This window comes from Shewanella sp. OMA3-2, assembly GCF_021513195.1.
In the GTDB taxonomy this organism is placed as follows: domain Bacteria; phylum Pseudomonadota; class Gammaproteobacteria; order Enterobacterales; family Shewanellaceae; genus Shewanella.
This window is the reverse complement of record NZ_CP090974.1, coordinates 2873383-2889842: the sequence shown is the minus strand read 5'-3', so window position 1 is coordinate 2889842 and position 16460 is coordinate 2873383. Positions and strand designations below refer to the sequence as shown.

The window sequence follows — 16460 nt, the reverse complement described above, 5'->3', positions numbered from 1 at the left end:
TTTAATATTTATTGTTAGGAATGAACATGTTTAAAAGCATAACCTTGCTTGTTGTATTGTGGTTAAGTTTGTCTTTAGCTAATGCGGCAGAAAAACAAATTTTAAAACAAAAGGAACTGATGACTGTTGCGCAGTCAGGTTTAATGTATAAAGCGCGTATGGATACTGGTGCGGTCAATTCGTCTTTGCATGCTGTCGATTTAGAGGTTATCGGTGGTGCGTCGCAAAAAATGAAAAACAACATTGGTAAAATGATTGAGTTTACCACTGAAAATGAACAGGGCGACCAAAAGCGTTTACAAGCAGAAATACTCAGAACCTCAACGGTGAGAAATTCTCAAGGCATTGAAACACGTTATATGGTCAAGCTTGAAGTCGGTTTTCCTGATGCGTTAAAGACAGTCCATGTAAATTTACGTGACCGTAGCCACATGAATTATAAGTTGTTAATTGGACGTAATTTTCTTAAAGATGACTATATTGTTGATATATCAGAAAACAAGGCTGATAACATTATTGGCCTGGTAGCTAAATTAAACATAAAACAAGCCAGTTTAATGTTTAAAACGCGTATTGATACCGGAGCGGGTCAAAACTCACTTCATGCTGTCAATATGCGAATTGAAGAAGAAGATGAAAGTGATATGCAAAACAATATCGGTAAAATGGTGACATTTACTACCGAGAATGAGCAAGGTTATGCGGTTGATATTCGGACTAAAATTTATGGCAAAACACTTATTCGTAATGCACAAGGATCTGAAATTCGCTATAGGGTTCGTTTAAGTGTTGGTGAGCCAGGGCAAGAGTATTTAGTTGATGTCAACTTAACAGACCGTACCAATATGGGCCATAAGTTACTAATAGGGCGTAATTGGTTACAAGATACCTATATGGTGGACGTGTCTAAAGAGAGTCTTTCTCAGATTTAATATTAAAGCCTTAGCGTAAGCACTAAGGCTTTTTTGTATTAATTGATAAACCATGCGCCAAGCCGATTAAGTCACTTAGTTGGTCTCTATACCCATTCCAATTCCATTATTTATATCGCAGTTGTTACTTATTGCTTCGAAGGCTGTTCACTGACAAATATTTAAATTTTAGTGAGCTTTAAAAGGCGTTTTTTAATGAGTTTTCATGTTGATATGATTAATAAAAAAGGCGCCGCAGCGCCTAGATTAATTGTTGTATTTACACAAGTTCAACTATGTTGACAGATTTAACTACCACAAGCTCAAATATTATAACTTCAAGCCTACCAATAATTGATCGAGTTGTTCAGCAGTTGCGTGTAATTCATCGCAACCAGATACTGACTGGTTCGCTGATTTCTCTACATTATGTGACTGATTGCGGATTTCCATTAAATTGGTCGCAATCTCGTTAGCAACGGCAGACTGTTCATCCGCTGAAGTTGCAATTAACACACTCATTTCAAGCACACGATGACTGTGGTGGGCAATGTTATTCAAATCCTCGCCAGTTTGCAGAACATGTTTTTTACCTTCATTGGCTTGCTCAACGGTACGAGACATCACTTGGGTTAAATTACGCGTACCAGATTGAAGCGCTTCAATCATGGTTTTAATTTCTACCGTAGCAGCTTGTGTTCTTCCCGCTAGCGTACGTACTTCATCGGCAACAACAGCAAACCCTCGGCCTTGCTCACCTGCTCGTGCAGCTTCAATAGCAGCGTTAAGAGCCAGTAAGTTTGTTTGTTGGGAAATAGCATTAATGGTGGAGACCACAGCATCAATTTTACTGGCATTGTCATTCAATACGCCAACGGCATTAGAAGCTTGACCAATCTCTTGTGACAAAATATCAATAGCATGCACAGTGGTGGCAATATCTTTTGAACCTGCAGCCACTTGATTATTGGTTTCCTCAGTTTCACTTGAAGATTGCTCTGCATTTCGGGCAACTTCTTTGACCGCTGCGGTCATTTGTTCCATTGCTGTTGCCAATGAATCTAAATGCTCACGCTGATCCACTGCCATTGATTGGCCATTTTGAGCCGTCGTTCTAAATCCTGACACCACGGTGCGAATTTGCTCCGTCGCTTGGGTTATTTGCTTAACCAAAGTGTGCTGACGTTCAACTAAAGCATCAATACTTATAGCCAGTAGGCTAAATTCATCTTTGACTTCGAAAAAATTAAGCCTGCCTGTTAAATCGCCGCTAGCAGCCCGTTTCAATGCGGTTACAGTGGTGTATAAAGCGCCGCCGACAAAGGTTGAAATGTAGTAAGCAAAGGCTGCAAGAACAGCCAATAATATCACCATAGTGATATACGCAACGTTAGCATTAGAGTTGTTTTGGGTTAGTTGTTTTGAGGATAACTCGCTCACAATCACCATGTCATGACTATTGATACCACTAACAATACGGGTGGTATTATCTTGTTTACTAATACCACCACCTTGCTGTGCAAGCACTAGCAACCGGTTATCTAAGTTCTCAATATTGACTATTTGACTGGCACTAGATAATTGAGTTTTTAAGTCATTACGTTTACTTTCATCAACTAAATCATAAGCGTTTTCAATGTAATTATTGGCTTGCTTAATGAATTGCAACTGATTGTTGTTAGTGGTGTCTTGTAAGTTATCGGCATGAAGATTATTTAAGAAAAGGGTTAAACCAATAATCATCAACATGGGTACAACAGCTAAAATAGTAAACTTTGTTTGTAAGGTCATATGGATAAGATATTGATCTATCCATCTAAATTTAACTTCTCTCATCAGTGCCTCTTCTAGTCTTTGGCCGCGAACTTAAGTTAATAAGTTCTTCAGTTAAATAAGTACTTTGGTAAGTATATAGGCTATCGGGGCGAAAAAGCTAAACTTTAGTATATAACGCTTTTTTTAAGTGTTACTTGATTAATATATCGACTTTTCAATCAGATTGGTTGAGCCACATTAAGGATCTAACATTAATTTCACCTTTTAATATAGTAAAGCGGCGATTGAAAATATTCATGTTCAATTGACGATAAATACTCAACGCAGCAAGGCAGAGCTGTTTTAAGCGAATAAACCTAAGTAAAAGCTTATAATTACCCTTAAAAGGCCTAGTAATATGCTGGCTGCTAACGTAAAATTTATCTCTTTTATTTTAATTGATGGGTAGTGCCTTTAGAATTATCTAAAAGGAATTATCAACATCTTGCCGTTATGTTTAATGGTAAAAATCGCATTAGTAATGCCCAGATGCAGTGGATGAATAAATGCAGCAGTTAACAGAGATCGTAGAACAAGCCTTGGTGGTGATAGAGCAGGCCAGTGATCTGAAGGCATTGGATGATATCCGTGTCGACTACCTTGGTAAAAAAGGTCAAATCACTGACATGATGAAAATGATGGGGAAATTGAGTGCAGAAGAAAAACCTGCATTTGGTCAAGCCGTCAATCTAGCAAAACAAGCCGTCCAGCAGAAATTATCTGAACGTATTGATGGCTTGAAGGCATCTGAGTTAGCCACTAAATTGGCCGATGAACAAATTGATGTCACTTTACCAGGTCGTACAATTGATAATGGTGGGTTGCATCCTGTAACCCGCACTATTGATCGTATCGAAACCTTTTTTGGTGAGCTTGGGTTTACGGTTAAAGATGGCCCTGAAATCGAAGATGATTTCCATAACTTCGATGCATTAAATATCTCAGAACATCATCCTGCACGTGCGGACCACGATACGTTTTATTTTAACCCTAAAGTAATGTTGCGCACGCAAACATCTGGGGTTCAAATCCGTACCATGGAGCATGAAAAACCGCCATTACGTATCATTTCACCAGGTCGTGTATACCGTAACGACTATGACCAAACCCATACGCCGATGTTTCATCAAGTCGAGGGTTTGATGGTTGCTGAAAACGTTAACTTTGCCGAATTGAAAGGCATATTACACGATTTCTTACGCAACTTTTTTGAAGAAGACTTACAAGTTCGTTTCCGTCCATCATACTTTCCTTTCACAGAGCCTTCTGCTGAAGTAGATGTCATGGGTAAAAACGGTAAGTGGTTAGAAGTATTAGGTTGCGGCATGGTGCATCCCAATGTACTTCGCAGTGTTGGCATTGATCCTGAGAAATACTCTGGTTTTGCTTTTGGTATGGGCGTTGAACGTTTGACCATGTTGCGATATGGCGTAAATGATTTACGTGCCTTCTTTGAAAACGATTTACGTTTTCTTAAGCAATTCAAATAACGGAGCAACAAAACCGATGAAATTCAGTGAATCTTGGCTTCGTGAATGGGTTAACCCATCTGTAAGTCGTGACGAATTATCACACCAAATTACTATGGCTGGTCTTGAAGTTGATGGCATAGATCCCGTAGCCGCTGCATTTAGCGGTGTTATTGTGGGTGAAGTTGTTGAGTGTGGCCAACATCCCGATGCTGACAAATTACGTGTTACCAAAATTAATGTCGGCAGCGATGAGTTAATTGATATCGTCTGCGGTGCACCTAATTGTCGTTTAGGCTTAAAAGTTGCCGTTGCTATGGTAGGCGCTGTTTTACCTGGTGACTTCAAGATTAAGAAAGCCAAGCTTCGTGGTCAACCATCAATGGGCATGTTGTGCTCGTATAGCGAGCTAGGCATTAGCATTGAAAGCGATGGCATTATCGAATTACCGCAAGATGCACCAATTGGTCAAGACGTTCGCCAATATTTAGATTTAGATGATGCGATTATTGATGTTGATTTAACCGCCAACCGTGCCGATTGTTTAGGCATGGCAGGTCTTGCACGAGAAGTCGGTGTATTAAATCGTCAAGTGGTTACAGAGCCTACCTGGAAAACCGTTGAAGCAACGATTGACGCGCCGATAACCATTAACGTACAGGCAAAAGAAGCTTGCCCACGTTATTTAGGCCGTATAGTAAAAAATATCAACGTAAAAGCGGATACGCCTTTATGGATGCAAGAAAAGTTACGTCGTAGTGGTATCCGCTCAATCGATCCCATTGTTGATATTACCAACTTTGTGCTTATTGAGTTTGGTCAACCAATGCACGCCTTTGATTTGAATACCCTAAACGGTGCAATTAATGTACGTTTAGGTGACGGTGTTGAAAAGCTGACGTTATTAGACGGTAATGAAATTACGGTCCCTAACGATACCTTAGTGATTGCCGATGATAAACAAGCGGTTGCACTTGCTGGTGTCTTTGGTGGTGAAGCAACAGGTGTGACTGAAAATACTCAAGATATTCTATTAGAGTGTGCTTTTTTTGCACCTTTAGCGATTATGGGTAAATCACGTCGTTTAGGCTTACACACTGATGCGTCACACCGTTTTGAGCGTGGTGTTGACCCGCAACTGCAGCATAAGGTAATGGATCGCGCCACGCGTCTTGTATTGGATATTTGTGGTGGAGAAGCAGGGCAAGTTGTTGAGGCGGTTGCCGTTGAACATTTACCTACAGCAGCTAAAATCACATTACGTCGTAGCAAACTAGATAAAACATTAGGGCATGTTATTCCTGATGCTGACGTGGTAGAAATTCTAACGTGTTTGGGGTTTAGTGTTGCAGCAGTTGATAATGATTGGGCCGTAACAACTGCAACTTACCGTTTTGATATGGCAATTGAAGAAGATTTGATTGAAGAAGTTGCCCGTATTTACGGTTATGACAATATTCCAAATACAGCGCCGCAAGCTGCATTAAATATGTCAGATCACAAAGAATCAAACATCCCACTAAAACGTGTGCGTAACATGTTAGTGGCACGTGGGTTCCAAGAAGCCATTACTTACAGTTTTGTTGACCCCAAAATGCAAGCGCTGGTTCACCCAGAACAAGACACCATGATTTTACCAAACCCTATTTCGACAGAAATGTCGTCTATGCGTTTGTCGATGTTTACCGGATTATTGTCAGCAGTGGGCTATAATCAAAATCGCCAGCAAAGTCGCGTGCGTTTATTTGAAACGGGTTTACGCTTTGTGCCTGATGCAAATTCAGACGCTGGTGTACGTCAACAAGCTATGATTGGTGCGGTAATTTCCGGTGTTCAAAATGATGAACATTGGTCAATGGAATCCAAGTCTGTAGACTTCTTTGATTTAAAAGGTGATTTAGAAGCAATAATCGGCTTGACAGTTGCCGCTTCTGAATTTAGTTTTAAAGCAGCAACTCATCCTGCGCTGCATCCAGGACAATGCGCTGAAATATTAAGAAATAATCGAGTCATTGGTCATATTGGCGCTATCCATCCTAGCTTGGAAAAGCCTTTTGGACTTAATGGTAAAACAATAGTTTTTGAGTTAGAACTGGACGCATTGCTGCATGCCAGTTTACCGCTAGCCCAAGCTGTATCTAAGTTTCCAGCTAATCGACGTGATATCGCAGTAGTAGTAGATGATCATATATCTGCAACCGATATTATGAATTTGATAAGAAAAGTTGGCGAAAATCAGTTGGTTGGCTTAAACTTGTTCGATGTATACCTAGGTAAAGGTGTTGAACCTGGCAAAAAGAGCCTGGCAATCGCACTTACGTTACAAGACATTACTCGTACGCTTGAAGATAAAGATATTACTGAGACTATGGAATCAGTGGTATCGGCGCTAAAGACCGAGTTCAACGCATCGTTGAGGGATTAAAGTATGGCACTTACCAAAGCCGAAATGGCAGAACATCTATTTGAAACACTTGGCATCAATAAGCGTGTGGCTAAAGAGATGGTGGAGTCTTTCTTTGAAGAAATTCGTGAAGCACTCGAACATGGTGAGCAGGTCAAGTTATCTGGCTTCGGCAACTTTGACCTTAGGGACAAGAATCAAAGACCAGGACGGAACCCGAAAACTGGTGAAGATATTCCAATTTCTGCACGACGTGTTGTAACTTTCCGTCCTGGACAAAAGTTAAAAGCACGTGTTGAAGCGGCTAACGCTGGCAAGAAATAAGTTCACTAGTTAAATTAGCTTATCTGCTTTACATAGTAAAAATTGAAATAGCCACTCTAGTAGAGTGGCTTTTTTTTTGAATTTGCCCAACTAAATAGTCATGCTATTATTCGGCCGCAGATTTTTTTGATGAGGTTTTTCTATTGGCTCGACAACAAAAGCATTTTGATACCCGCTTTAATGCAGGGTTATTGCATCCGCGTTACTGGGGAACCTGGCTGGCTATCCTAGTACTCTCTTTTTTTGGGATTTTACCCGCATATATTCGAGATCCCATTAGCCGTGTTTTAGCGAGATTAGTGATGCGTATAGCGACTAAGCCCATTAGTATTGCGCGGATTAATATTGGTCAATGTCTACCAGCGCTGACACCAGATGAAGTCGATAGATTAGTCCGTGATAATGTTGAAGCTTTTATTCTTGTTTTATTATCGCAAGCAGAAATGCTGTTTCGGTCCAACGAGCACATTAAACGTCGCGTTCAGTTACAGGGTTTTGAGCATGTCGCAAAAGCAAGGTCAGCGGGACATCCAATTATTTTTATCATGCCTCATGTTTGGCCGATGGAATATGCAGGACTGCGAGTAAATATTGAAATACCTATGGTGACAATGGCTAAAGCACACCGTAATGGGTTATTTAACTGGTTCAGCAACCGTTTACGCAGTAGCCAAGGTGGGCGAGTGTATATGCGTGAAGCGGGTATTAGGGCATTATTGTCAGAACTTAAACAAGATAATAGTTTCTTTTATTTACCCGATGAAGATTTAGGTCCAGAACAAAGCGTGTTTGCCCCTTTTTTTGATACCACTAAAGCGACGTTACCTGTAGTTGGACGTTTGGCAAAAGCGGGTAATGCCAAAGTGTTTCCGGTTAAGATTGGGTATGATAGAAAAGCCATGGTATTTCATACCACCATATCAGCCGCGTTAGATCCTGATACGATGGCCACTAAAGAAGATGAGTCTTTAGTGCTTAACCAAATTGTTGAGCAAGTGATAAAAGCCTATCCTGAGCAATATATGTGGTTTTTGAAAATTTTAAAAACGCGTCCGCCAGGTGAAGCAGAGTTGTACTAAACTTAAACTTAAACTTAAACTTAAACACTAACAATAAAAACAACCAAGAGAGCAATTTAATGGACTTTAATGAGTTACTTTCGTTGCTGTCGTTTGTGGTCTACACCTACGACAGCCGGCCAATCACTTTGCTGCAAATCATCCAGGTACCGCTGTATATCTTTTTAGCCTGGTTTATTGTTAGTCGGGTTGGTAAGTTAATTACGAGTACATTAAGAAAACGTAATGTGAGCGCCGATGCTGTGCATTTATTTTCTCGGATGTATTTGGTCCTATCTATCGCTATTTTGGCGATAACCAGCATGGATATACTTAATATCCCCCTTACGGCATTTGCATTTGTTTCTGGTGCAATAGCGATTGGTGTCGGTTTTGGTGCGCAGAACATTATTAACAACTTTATTTCAGGTTGGATTTTAATGTGGGAGCGCCCTATTCGTATTGGTGATTTTTTAGAGGTTGGTGATGCAAGAGGCGTGGTTGAGTCGATAAACACCCGCTCGACGTTAATTCGTCGAAATGATGGTGTTCATATGTTGGTTCCGAACAGCCAGCTTCTTGAAAATACTGTGACTAATTGGACCTTGATTGATAAGAATGCGCGTACTTTTATACGAGTCGGCGTGGCTTATGGGTCTGATGTAATGCTAGTGCAGAAGTTATTGTTCGGTGTGCTTGAAGAACGTGACGATATTTTACCACACCCAAAACCCACAGTATTATTTGAAGATTTTGGCGATAGTGCATTAATATTTGATATGGTTTTTTGGGTTAATGCCATATCTGAAACTGATATTCGCCGTCGTCGCAGTGAAATGCGCTATAGAATTTATGACTTATTTAATAAACATGATATTTCTATTGCCTTCCCGCAACGAGATATTCATGTTGATGGCAATCTAACCATTACTAATAGTGATAGACCGCAATAAACATATGCCACTTTTGTGGATTAGGTAAATTGTTAAAACAAAAAAGACGCTTATGCGTCTTTTTTATTATAGTGTTAATCACTTACTCTCATTTAGTCGCTTTGGTATGACGAACCAGCAGGTTTTGATTAATGTCTGCCATAGAAAGGCCTTGATCTTCAAGTAACACAATTAAGTGATACATCAAGTCTGAGGCTTCATTGACTAACTCTTCTTTGTCATTTGTAACCGCAGCTAATGCCGTTTCTAATCCTTCTTCACCGACTTTTTGGGCGATACGTTTAGTGCCACGTTCAAATAATGAGGCGGTATAACTTGAGTCAGCACTCTGGCCCTTACGTGAAATGATGACGTTTGTTAGGTTATCAATAAAAGGGTGAGCATTACCATCAGGCCAGCAGCTTTCGGTCCCAGTGTGGCAGGTTGGGCCATTAGGAATAACTTGCACTAATAGGCTGTCGTTATCGCAGTCTTTATCAATAGCGATAAGTTGCAAAGTATTGCCAGAGCTTTCACCCTTGGTCCATAAACGCTGCTTTGAACGGCTAAAAAAAGTAACTTGATGGGTCGATAGGGTTTTATCAAGGGCGGCTTTGTCCATGTAGCCTAGCATTAAGACTTTGCCTGTTAAGTGGTTTTGAACCACAGCAGGGATTAATCCATCCTGTTTATCCCAAGCTAGGCTTGCACTGTCCAATGTTACTTGTGTCATAATTTATCTCTTTATTTGAGGCGTTTTATAGTCTAATCGCAATTTTTTGGCTGTAAAGGTATCGTTTTAAATCACCAATATCGATAATGCCTTTATGAAATACACTGGCAGCTAATGCGGCATCAACTTTGGCTTGTTGGAACACGTCTTTAAAATGTTCCATGGTGCCCGCACCGCCAGATGCGATTAACGGTACATCACAAATAGCGCGAACCATACTGAGCTGTTTAATATCATAGCCGCCCCGCACCCCATCTTGATTCATCACATTGAGGACAATTTCACCACAACCACGCTTTTGTACTTCCTCAACCCAATCTTGAGTGTACCATTGAGTATCTTTAGTCGCGGCTTCATCGCCAGTAAATTGTTTTACTTTGTAACTATCTGATATTGCGTCATAAAATGAGTCGATACCAATAACAATACACTGACGACCAAATTCATCCTGTAAGCGTGAAATTAAACTTGGGTCGGTTAATGCCGGAGAATTAATCGATATTTTATCAGCACCAAAGGCTAATTTTTCACGGGCTTGTTCAATGGTTTTAATCCCACCAGCAACGCAAAACGGAATATCAATTTGTTCCGCAACGCGACTGACCCATGACTTATCTATTACTCTATCGTGGGCGCTAGCGGTAATATCATAAAAGACTAGCTCATCAGCACCTTCAAGGGCATAACGCGCCGCAAGTGGCACTATGTCGCCAACGATTTCATGGTCACGAAATTGTACCCCTTTAACGACTTTACCTTCACGGACATCAAGACAAGGAACTATGCGTTTGGCCAGCATGTGATTGCCTCCTCAACGGTGAAGTTTTTGATCAGTAGTGCTTTACCGATAATAATGCCATCGGCTTTGCTATCACGTACTGCTGCAACATCCTCTAATGTGGCGATACCGCCAGAAGCTTGCCAAGTAATGTTGGGGTACTTTGCAGCCAGCTCTTGATATAAATCGGTATTCGCACCTTGTAAGGTGCCGTCTCGACTAATATCGGTGACTAAAGCATGCTGTAAGCCAACGCTTTGGTACTCGGATACCAGTGATTCTAAAGACTTACCGCCGCCGGTTTGCCAGCCAGATACTGCGACAATTTTTTCACCCGCATCATTAATATTAACATCAAGCGCTAAGCAAATAGTCTCGCTGCCATATTTAACAAACCAGCTTTTGACTAACTCAGGCTCTTTCACCGCCAGTGAACCAATCACGACACGTTTAACGCCTAGTGCTAACAACTCTTCAACTTGCTGCTCGCTACGAATGCCACCACCGACTTGAATGTCAGCTTTTAACCCCGCCACTAGATCGCCAATTAAGGCTATTTGGCGTTTTGATGGGTCCTTTGCACCGGTCAAATCGACAATGTGTAATAATTTAGCTCCCTGAGCTTCATAGGATTGCAGCTGGGCGAGGGGGCTTAAGTCAAAGGTGGTTTTTTGCTGGTAGTCGCCCTGGTATAAACGCACCACTTGACCATCAATTAAATCAATTGCTGGAATGATCATTGTGCTTTCCCCATGTTTAAAAAGTTTTGTAAAATCTTTGCGCCAACAGTAGCGCTTTTTTCAGGGTGAAACTGCACCCCAAAAAAGTTATCTTTGCCAATAGCGGCGCTGAAATCTTCACCGTAATGACTGCTTGCTAAGGTATATTCACTGATTGGCGCACGATAACCATGCACAAAGTACGCATAACTGCCGTTTTCTATGCCCGCAAAAAGTGGATGATCAGATACGGTTATTTGATTCCAGCCCATGTGAGGCAAAGGAAGTCCTTTGCTGTCTAAATCACCTATCTCTGTCGGGATAAGCCCTAAACATTCAATGGCCTGTGTGCTGCGTCCGCCATACTCATTTGACAGGGAAGCAAGCATTTGCATCCCTAAGCAAACACCCATAACGGGTTGTGTCAGGCTTTTAATTAACCCGATTAAGTCTTTCGATTTTAACGCTGCCATAGCCGCTCCAGCGGTACCTACACCTGGTAAAACCACTCTTGCTGCACTGCGAATAACCTCAAAGTCAGCACTGACGACGATATTGGCATTTAAGCGTTCAAACGCAAAGCGCACCGAGCTTAAATTGGCACACCCTGTATCGATAATCACAGTAAGATCGCTTAAGTTACTGTCTTTATCGTTAGGCACCCTTGATAGCGCTTTTATGGATAAGTCTGTCACGTTAGCTCCTTACAGCACGCCTTTACTGGAAGGCAGTATGTCACCTTCTACTTTCACCGCCTGGCGAAGAGTGCGGCCTAATACTTTGAACAAGGCTTCCACTTTGTGGTGGTCATTGTCACCTTCAGAGCTGATATGTAATGTACAACGTAAACCATCAGCGAATGAGCGGAAAAAATGTGGCACCATTTCTGTCGCCATTTCACCGACCATTTCACGCTCGAAATCAGCTTTGAACTTGATAAATGGACGGCCTGAAATGTCCATTAAGCATTCGCCGTTGGCTTCATCCATTGGCAGGCTAAAACCAAAACGAGCGATGCCGCGCTTATCCCCTAAGGCTTGACGAATCGCATCACCAATGGCCAGTGCCGTATCTTCAACACTGTGATGATCATCAATCTCTAAGTCACCATCAACATGAACATCCATCTTGAAATTGCCGTGGGTTTGAATTTGGTCAAGCATGTGGTCAAAAAAGCCAATGCCGGTGTCAATTTTACCTTTTGATTGATTGTCTAAGTCAATGGTCACTTTAATGTCGGTTTCTTTGGTGGTGCGCACAACAGTTGCTTGGCGGCCTTTGCTTAAAAGCGCCTGGCAAATAGCGTCCCAATCTAAGGTTTGGCGATTGTAAAGGAAGCTTTTAATCCCCATTGCATTGGCGAGTTCGACATCGGTAATGCGATCACCAATAACAGCGGATTCAGTAAAGTCGACTCTGCCTTCAGTTAAGTAGCTTTTTACCAGTCCCAGTTTAGGCTTACGGCAGCTGCAATTTTCGTCATTAAAGTGCGGACAAATAACCACATCGTCGAACTTGACTCCCTGGCTTTGAAAAATTTGCATCATCATGTTGTGCGGTGCATCAAAATCATCTTTAGGGAATGAAGGTGTGCCTAAACCATCTTGATTACTGACCATCACTAATCTAAAACCGGCTTTTTGCAATTTTAATAGTGCAGGGATCACCTGCGGCTCAAACACTAATTTAGCTAGGCTGTCTAGTTGCTTATCAATTACTGGCTCTTCAACCAATGTGCCGTCACGATCAATAAAAAGTATTTTCTGTTTCATCTTGCTAACCTTAAATTTGTAGGAATATTGTTATAATTTATTTGTTTTGGCTGCTTAATAGCACGTCAATTAATTTGTCTGTTTGGGCGCTAGAGGTAAAGCTGAACCGTATAGCATCAGCTAAACGAGGGTCTTTATAAGCCCTAGCGACAATGCCGTTATCTGTCAGTAATTGTGCTATTTCGGCAACGTTGTTAAAGCGTGCTAAGGCAAAGTTGCCTTTTGCTGTTAGCACCTTGGCGCCAATTTTTTGCAGTACTTGAGTGAGTCGCTCACCTTGTTGATTCAAACTGGTCACTTGTTCACGCATTAACCTAATACCATCAGGGCTTAACGCTTTAGTGGCTAATTCCGATACGGGTAGCGGCACAGGATAAGGTGCTATTACTAGCATGACTAAATCGATAATGGCTTCATTAGCCAGCATAAAACCACAACGGGCTCCGGCTAAAGCAAACGCTTTAGATAAAGTCCGTAATACCACAAGATTTGGGTATGTCGACAGTAAATCAGCAACCGAATACTCAGGGCTAAATTCAATATAAGCTTCATCAACTACCACTATTGCTTGAGGCGCGCTTGCAATCGCCTTGGCAATATCTTGTTTACTGATGATGGTACCTGTCGGGTTATTGGGGTTACAAATAAACACCAGTTTGGCATTTCCGATTTCAGCTGGCCAATTATCGGGTAATTGATAGTCAGTGGTTAAACCCAATGCTGTTACGCCAACATTAAAGGTGGCAGCACTGATGGCGTACATGCCATAAGTCGGACCAAATGACGCAATCGTGTCTTTACCCGGTGTACAAAAAGTACGAATAAGTAATTCTATGGCTTCATCGGCACCGCGACTGGCAATAATCTGCTCTGGTTTAACCCTGGCGTAATCAGCATAAGCATTGATAAGTGCAGGCGGCTGGCACTCAGGGTAGCGATTTAACTTATCTAAATCACTATTGTTAAACGGTGATTCATTGGCATTAATCCAAATGTCGCCACGACCACCAATGCGCCTTGCACTTTGATAAGGCGTTAGTTCAAGTAACTCGGGTCTGGCTAATTTTCTTGCATCAAATGTGTTCATAAACATGTGCTCATAAATCAATTCTATTATTGCTGCCAACGATGGGGTTTATCATCACGGCGCCAAGATTACTTTTACGGGTTTAAGCTTGCCAACCTAATCGCGACGGCATTTTTGTGTGCATCTAACAATTCATTTTCTGCCAGGGTCATTACGGTTTGGCCAATGTTTTTTAGGCCTTGTGCACTGAGTTCTTGCACTGTAAAGCGTCGACTAAAATCGGCGAGTGATAAACTGGATACCGCACGGCTATAACCGTAAGTGGGTAACACATGGTTAGTACCACTGGCATAATCACCCACAGATTCTGGCGTATACGCCCCTAGAAAAACCGAACCAGCAGCGCGTATGGTGCTGAGTAAAGCTCGTGGATTCTCAGTTTGAACAATTAAGTGCTCCGGCCCATATTGATTCGATACTTGTACTGCTTGGGCTATGTCATTAACCACCAAGCTTCGGCTACATTCAAGCGCTTTGGCGGCAATATCTTGTCGTGGTAACAATGCTAGTTGAATAGTGAGCTGAGCATTCACTGCATCAGCTTGCGCTTTACTATTTGTGACCAACATGACTTGCGAGTCAACGCCGTGTTCTGCTTGCGACAATAAATCCGCCGCAATAAAAGCGGGGTTGGCTTGGTCATCGGCAATCACCAACACTTCTGATGGACCCGCTGGCATATCAATGGTGACACTCACGCGGTTATCTTGTGAGACTAAGCGCTTGGCTTCGGTAACATAACGATTACCTGGGCCAAATATTTTATCGACTTTAGGGATGGATTCTGTACCAAATGCCAAAGCTGCAATGGCTTGCGCACCGCCCACTTGATAAATCTCAGTAATACCGCACACCTTGGCTGCATAAATAATTGCATCATTAATAGGCGGTGGGCTAACTAATACTCGTTGCTCACAACCGGCAATTCTAGCGGGCAGGGCAAGCATCATTACTGTTGATATGAGTGGTGCTGTGCCACCAGGAATATACAAGCCGACTTTTTCAATCGCTTCTGATCTGAGCTCACATCGCACCCCAACTTGAGTTTCAATATCAATCGGCTTAAATACTTGTGCCTGATGAAACGCTTCAATATTGGCAACCGCTTGAGCAATGCTTTGCTTAACCTTGTCCGACACTCTCGCACTGGCAGAGTCTATCTCAGCAGTTGTTAGGGCTAAATCATCAATGATAGTGCCATCAAACTGCTGATTAAATTTAGCAATAGCCGCATCACCATCTAATACCACTTGTTCGATAATGCTGCGAACCAGCTGCTCAACACTGTTATCACCCACTAAAGGTGAGCGTTTTAATGCTGCAACTTGTTGGTTAGTCGATAAACTATTCCAATTAAGGATTTGCATTGGTGATGAAGACTGTAATGGTGCTTGTGTCATGCTCATCGGTATTACCCCATCATTTTTTCAATTGGCATCACTAAAATAGAGGTGGCACCTAAGGCTGTTAACTGCTCCATTGTGTCCCAGAATAAGTCTTCTGAGCTAACAGCATGCACAGCAACACGATTTGAATCATCATTAAGCGGTAATACTGTTGGGTTTTCTGCACCTGGTAATAAAGCAACAATTTGATCTAAAGTGGCTGTTGGAGCGTGTAACAAGATGTACTTGCTCTCGCGAGCGCGAATAACACCATTAACTCGTGACAGTATTTTGTCGATTAACGCTTGCTTTGCAGGTGTTTGAGTTTGGTTAGATTGAATAATACAGGCCATTGAGCGGTAAATAACTTCAGTTTCATATAAGCCATTTGCCTCAAGGGTGGCACCGGTAGACACTAAGTCACAAATACCATCAGATAAACCGGCACGTGGCGCGACTTCAACTGAACCTTTAAGCATACAGTCGCTGTAACTAATGCCTTTTTCTTGCATAAAACGGCGCAGAATATTGGGATATGAAGTGGCAATACGCAGGCCCTCTAATGAGCTTGCATCTTTGTAGCTGAACTCATTAGGTACTGCTAATGATAAGCGACAGGCGCCAAAATCAAGTTCACGTAGTTTAGTGAAGTTAGCGGGCTTGTTGACTAGTTGACGTTCTAACTGTTCTTCTTCTAGAACATTCTCACCGATAATACCTAAGTCAACCACGCCATCCATCACTAAGCCCGGAATATCATCATCACGTACACGAAGCAGATCGATAGGCATATTGTCGGCGTGGGCGATAAGGCGCTGCTCATTGACATTAAATTTCACCCCACAGCTTTTTAGCAATTGTTGTGACTCTTTAGATAAGCGACCAGATTTTTGAATGGCGATGCGTAAGCGGTTTGATTCAGTCATGATATGTACCCATTAATTAAAGTTGAAATAAAATTTAAAATATAAAAACAATTAGTTAGAAATAAAAATATTCAGTAAAAATAAAAACATAAACTTAAAAAAACAAAAAACCCCTGAAATTGCTTCCAGGGGTTTGTGATAGTTTCA

General features: G+C 41.7%; 15 protein-coding genes. 6 read left to right on the top strand and 9 right to left on the bottom strand.

All coding sequences use genetic code 11. The annotated features are described in order from the left end of the window. The first annotated feature begins 26 nt into the window (after positions 1 to 26). Positions 27 to 932 (top strand): putative ATP-dependent zinc protease, encoded by a 906-nt coding sequence (locus tag L0B17_RS12760; protein WP_235085299.1) that lies wholly within the window; start codon positions 27 to 29, stop codon positions 930 to 932. A 309-nt stretch (positions 933 to 1241) separates the two neighbouring features. On the opposite strand, the gene L0B17_RS12755 is transcribed toward L0B17_RS12760, so the two are convergent. After that, positions 1242 to 2747, bottom strand: a complete 1506-nt coding sequence (locus tag L0B17_RS12755) for a methyl-accepting chemotaxis protein (RefSeq protein ID WP_235085297.1) — start codon at positions 2745 to 2747, stop codon at positions 1242 to 1244. 485 nt (positions 2748 to 3232) lie between these two features. Between L0B17_RS12755 and pheS the strand changes: the two genes are divergently transcribed. From pheS to L0B17_RS12730, 5 genes are all read left to right on the top strand, one after another. Then, complete coding sequence (pheS, locus tag L0B17_RS12750) at positions 3233 to 4216, top strand: phenylalanine--tRNA ligase subunit alpha (RefSeq protein WP_235085296.1); 984 nt, start codon at positions 3233 to 3235, stop codon at positions 4214 to 4216. Positions 4217 to 4232: 16 nt separating this feature from the next. Further along, on the top strand, positions 4233 to 6620 hold the full coding sequence (gene pheT / locus L0B17_RS12745; protein ID WP_235085294.1) for a phenylalanine--tRNA ligase subunit beta: 2388 nt from the start codon (positions 4233 to 4235) through the stop codon (positions 6618 to 6620). 3 nt (positions 6621 to 6623) lie between these two features. After that, positions 6624 to 6923, top strand: a complete 300-nt coding sequence (ihfA, locus tag L0B17_RS12740) for an integration host factor subunit alpha (protein ID WP_226410105.1) — start codon at positions 6624 to 6626, stop codon at positions 6921 to 6923. 143 nt (positions 6924 to 7066) lie between these two features. Then, positions 7067 to 8002 carry a lauroyl-Kdo(2)-lipid IV(A) myristoyltransferase gene (gene lpxM, locus L0B17_RS12735; RefSeq protein WP_235085292.1) on the top strand — a complete coding sequence of 312 codons (936 nt, stop codon included), beginning with the start codon at positions 7067 to 7069 and terminating at the stop codon, positions 8000 to 8002. Positions 8003 to 8061: 59 nt separating this feature from the next. Continuing rightward, positions 8062 to 8934: a mechanosensitive ion channel family protein gene (locus tag L0B17_RS12730; protein ID WP_235085291.1), complete on the top strand. Its 873-nt coding sequence runs from the start codon at positions 8062 to 8064 to the stop codon at positions 8932 to 8934. Between the two features lie 88 nt (positions 8935 to 9022). Here L0B17_RS12730 and hisIE read toward each other — a convergent pair whose 3' ends face one another. From hisIE to hisG, 8 genes are all read right to left on the bottom strand, one after another. Further along, a complete protein-coding gene (gene hisIE / locus L0B17_RS12725; RefSeq protein ID WP_235085289.1) occupies positions 9023 to 9646 on the bottom strand; it encodes a bifunctional phosphoribosyl-AMP cyclohydrolase/phosphoribosyl-ATP diphosphatase HisIE in 624 nt (207 codons plus the stop codon). A gap of 25 nt (positions 9647 to 9671) precedes the next feature. Then, positions 9672 to 10445: an imidazole glycerol phosphate synthase subunit HisF gene (gene hisF / locus L0B17_RS12720; protein WP_235085287.1), complete on the bottom strand. Its 774-nt coding sequence runs from the start codon at positions 10443 to 10445 to the stop codon at positions 9672 to 9674. Continuing rightward, positions 10427 to 11164, bottom strand: coding sequence for a 1-(5-phosphoribosyl)-5-[(5-phosphoribosylamino)methylideneamino]imidazole-4-carboxamide isomerase (gene hisA, locus L0B17_RS12715; protein WP_235085285.1), 738 nt, complete (start codon positions 11162 to 11164; stop codon positions 10427 to 10429). The genes hisF and hisA overlap by 19 nt, the downstream gene beginning before the upstream one ends. Then, entirely contained in the window at positions 11161 to 11805 is a 645-nt protein-coding gene (gene hisH / locus L0B17_RS12710) for an imidazole glycerol phosphate synthase subunit HisH (protein ID WP_443019952.1), read from the bottom strand. The genes hisA and hisH overlap by 4 nt, the downstream gene beginning before the upstream one ends. Positions 11806 to 11847: 42 nt before the next feature. After that, entirely contained in the window at positions 11848 to 12915 is a 1068-nt protein-coding gene (gene hisB / locus L0B17_RS12705) for a bifunctional histidinol-phosphatase/imidazoleglycerol-phosphate dehydratase HisB (RefSeq protein WP_235085283.1), read from the bottom strand. 37 nt (positions 12916 to 12952) lie between these two features. Next, a complete protein-coding gene (hisC, locus tag L0B17_RS12700; RefSeq protein WP_235085281.1) occupies positions 12953 to 14002 on the bottom strand; it encodes a histidinol-phosphate transaminase in 1050 nt (349 codons plus the stop codon). Positions 14003 to 14076: 74 nt separating this feature from the next. Further along, a complete protein-coding gene (gene hisD / locus L0B17_RS12695) occupies positions 14077 to 15369 on the bottom strand; it encodes a histidinol dehydrogenase (RefSeq protein ID WP_235089803.1) in 1293 nt (430 codons plus the stop codon). A 44-nt stretch (positions 15370 to 15413) separates the two neighbouring features. Continuing rightward, the gene (hisG, locus tag L0B17_RS12690; protein ID WP_235085280.1) at positions 15414 to 16313 is read right to left on the bottom strand and encodes an ATP phosphoribosyltransferase; all 900 of its coding nucleotides are present in this window, start codon (positions 16311 to 16313) and stop codon (positions 15414 to 15416) included. Positions 16314 to 16460: the final 147 nt, after the last annotated feature.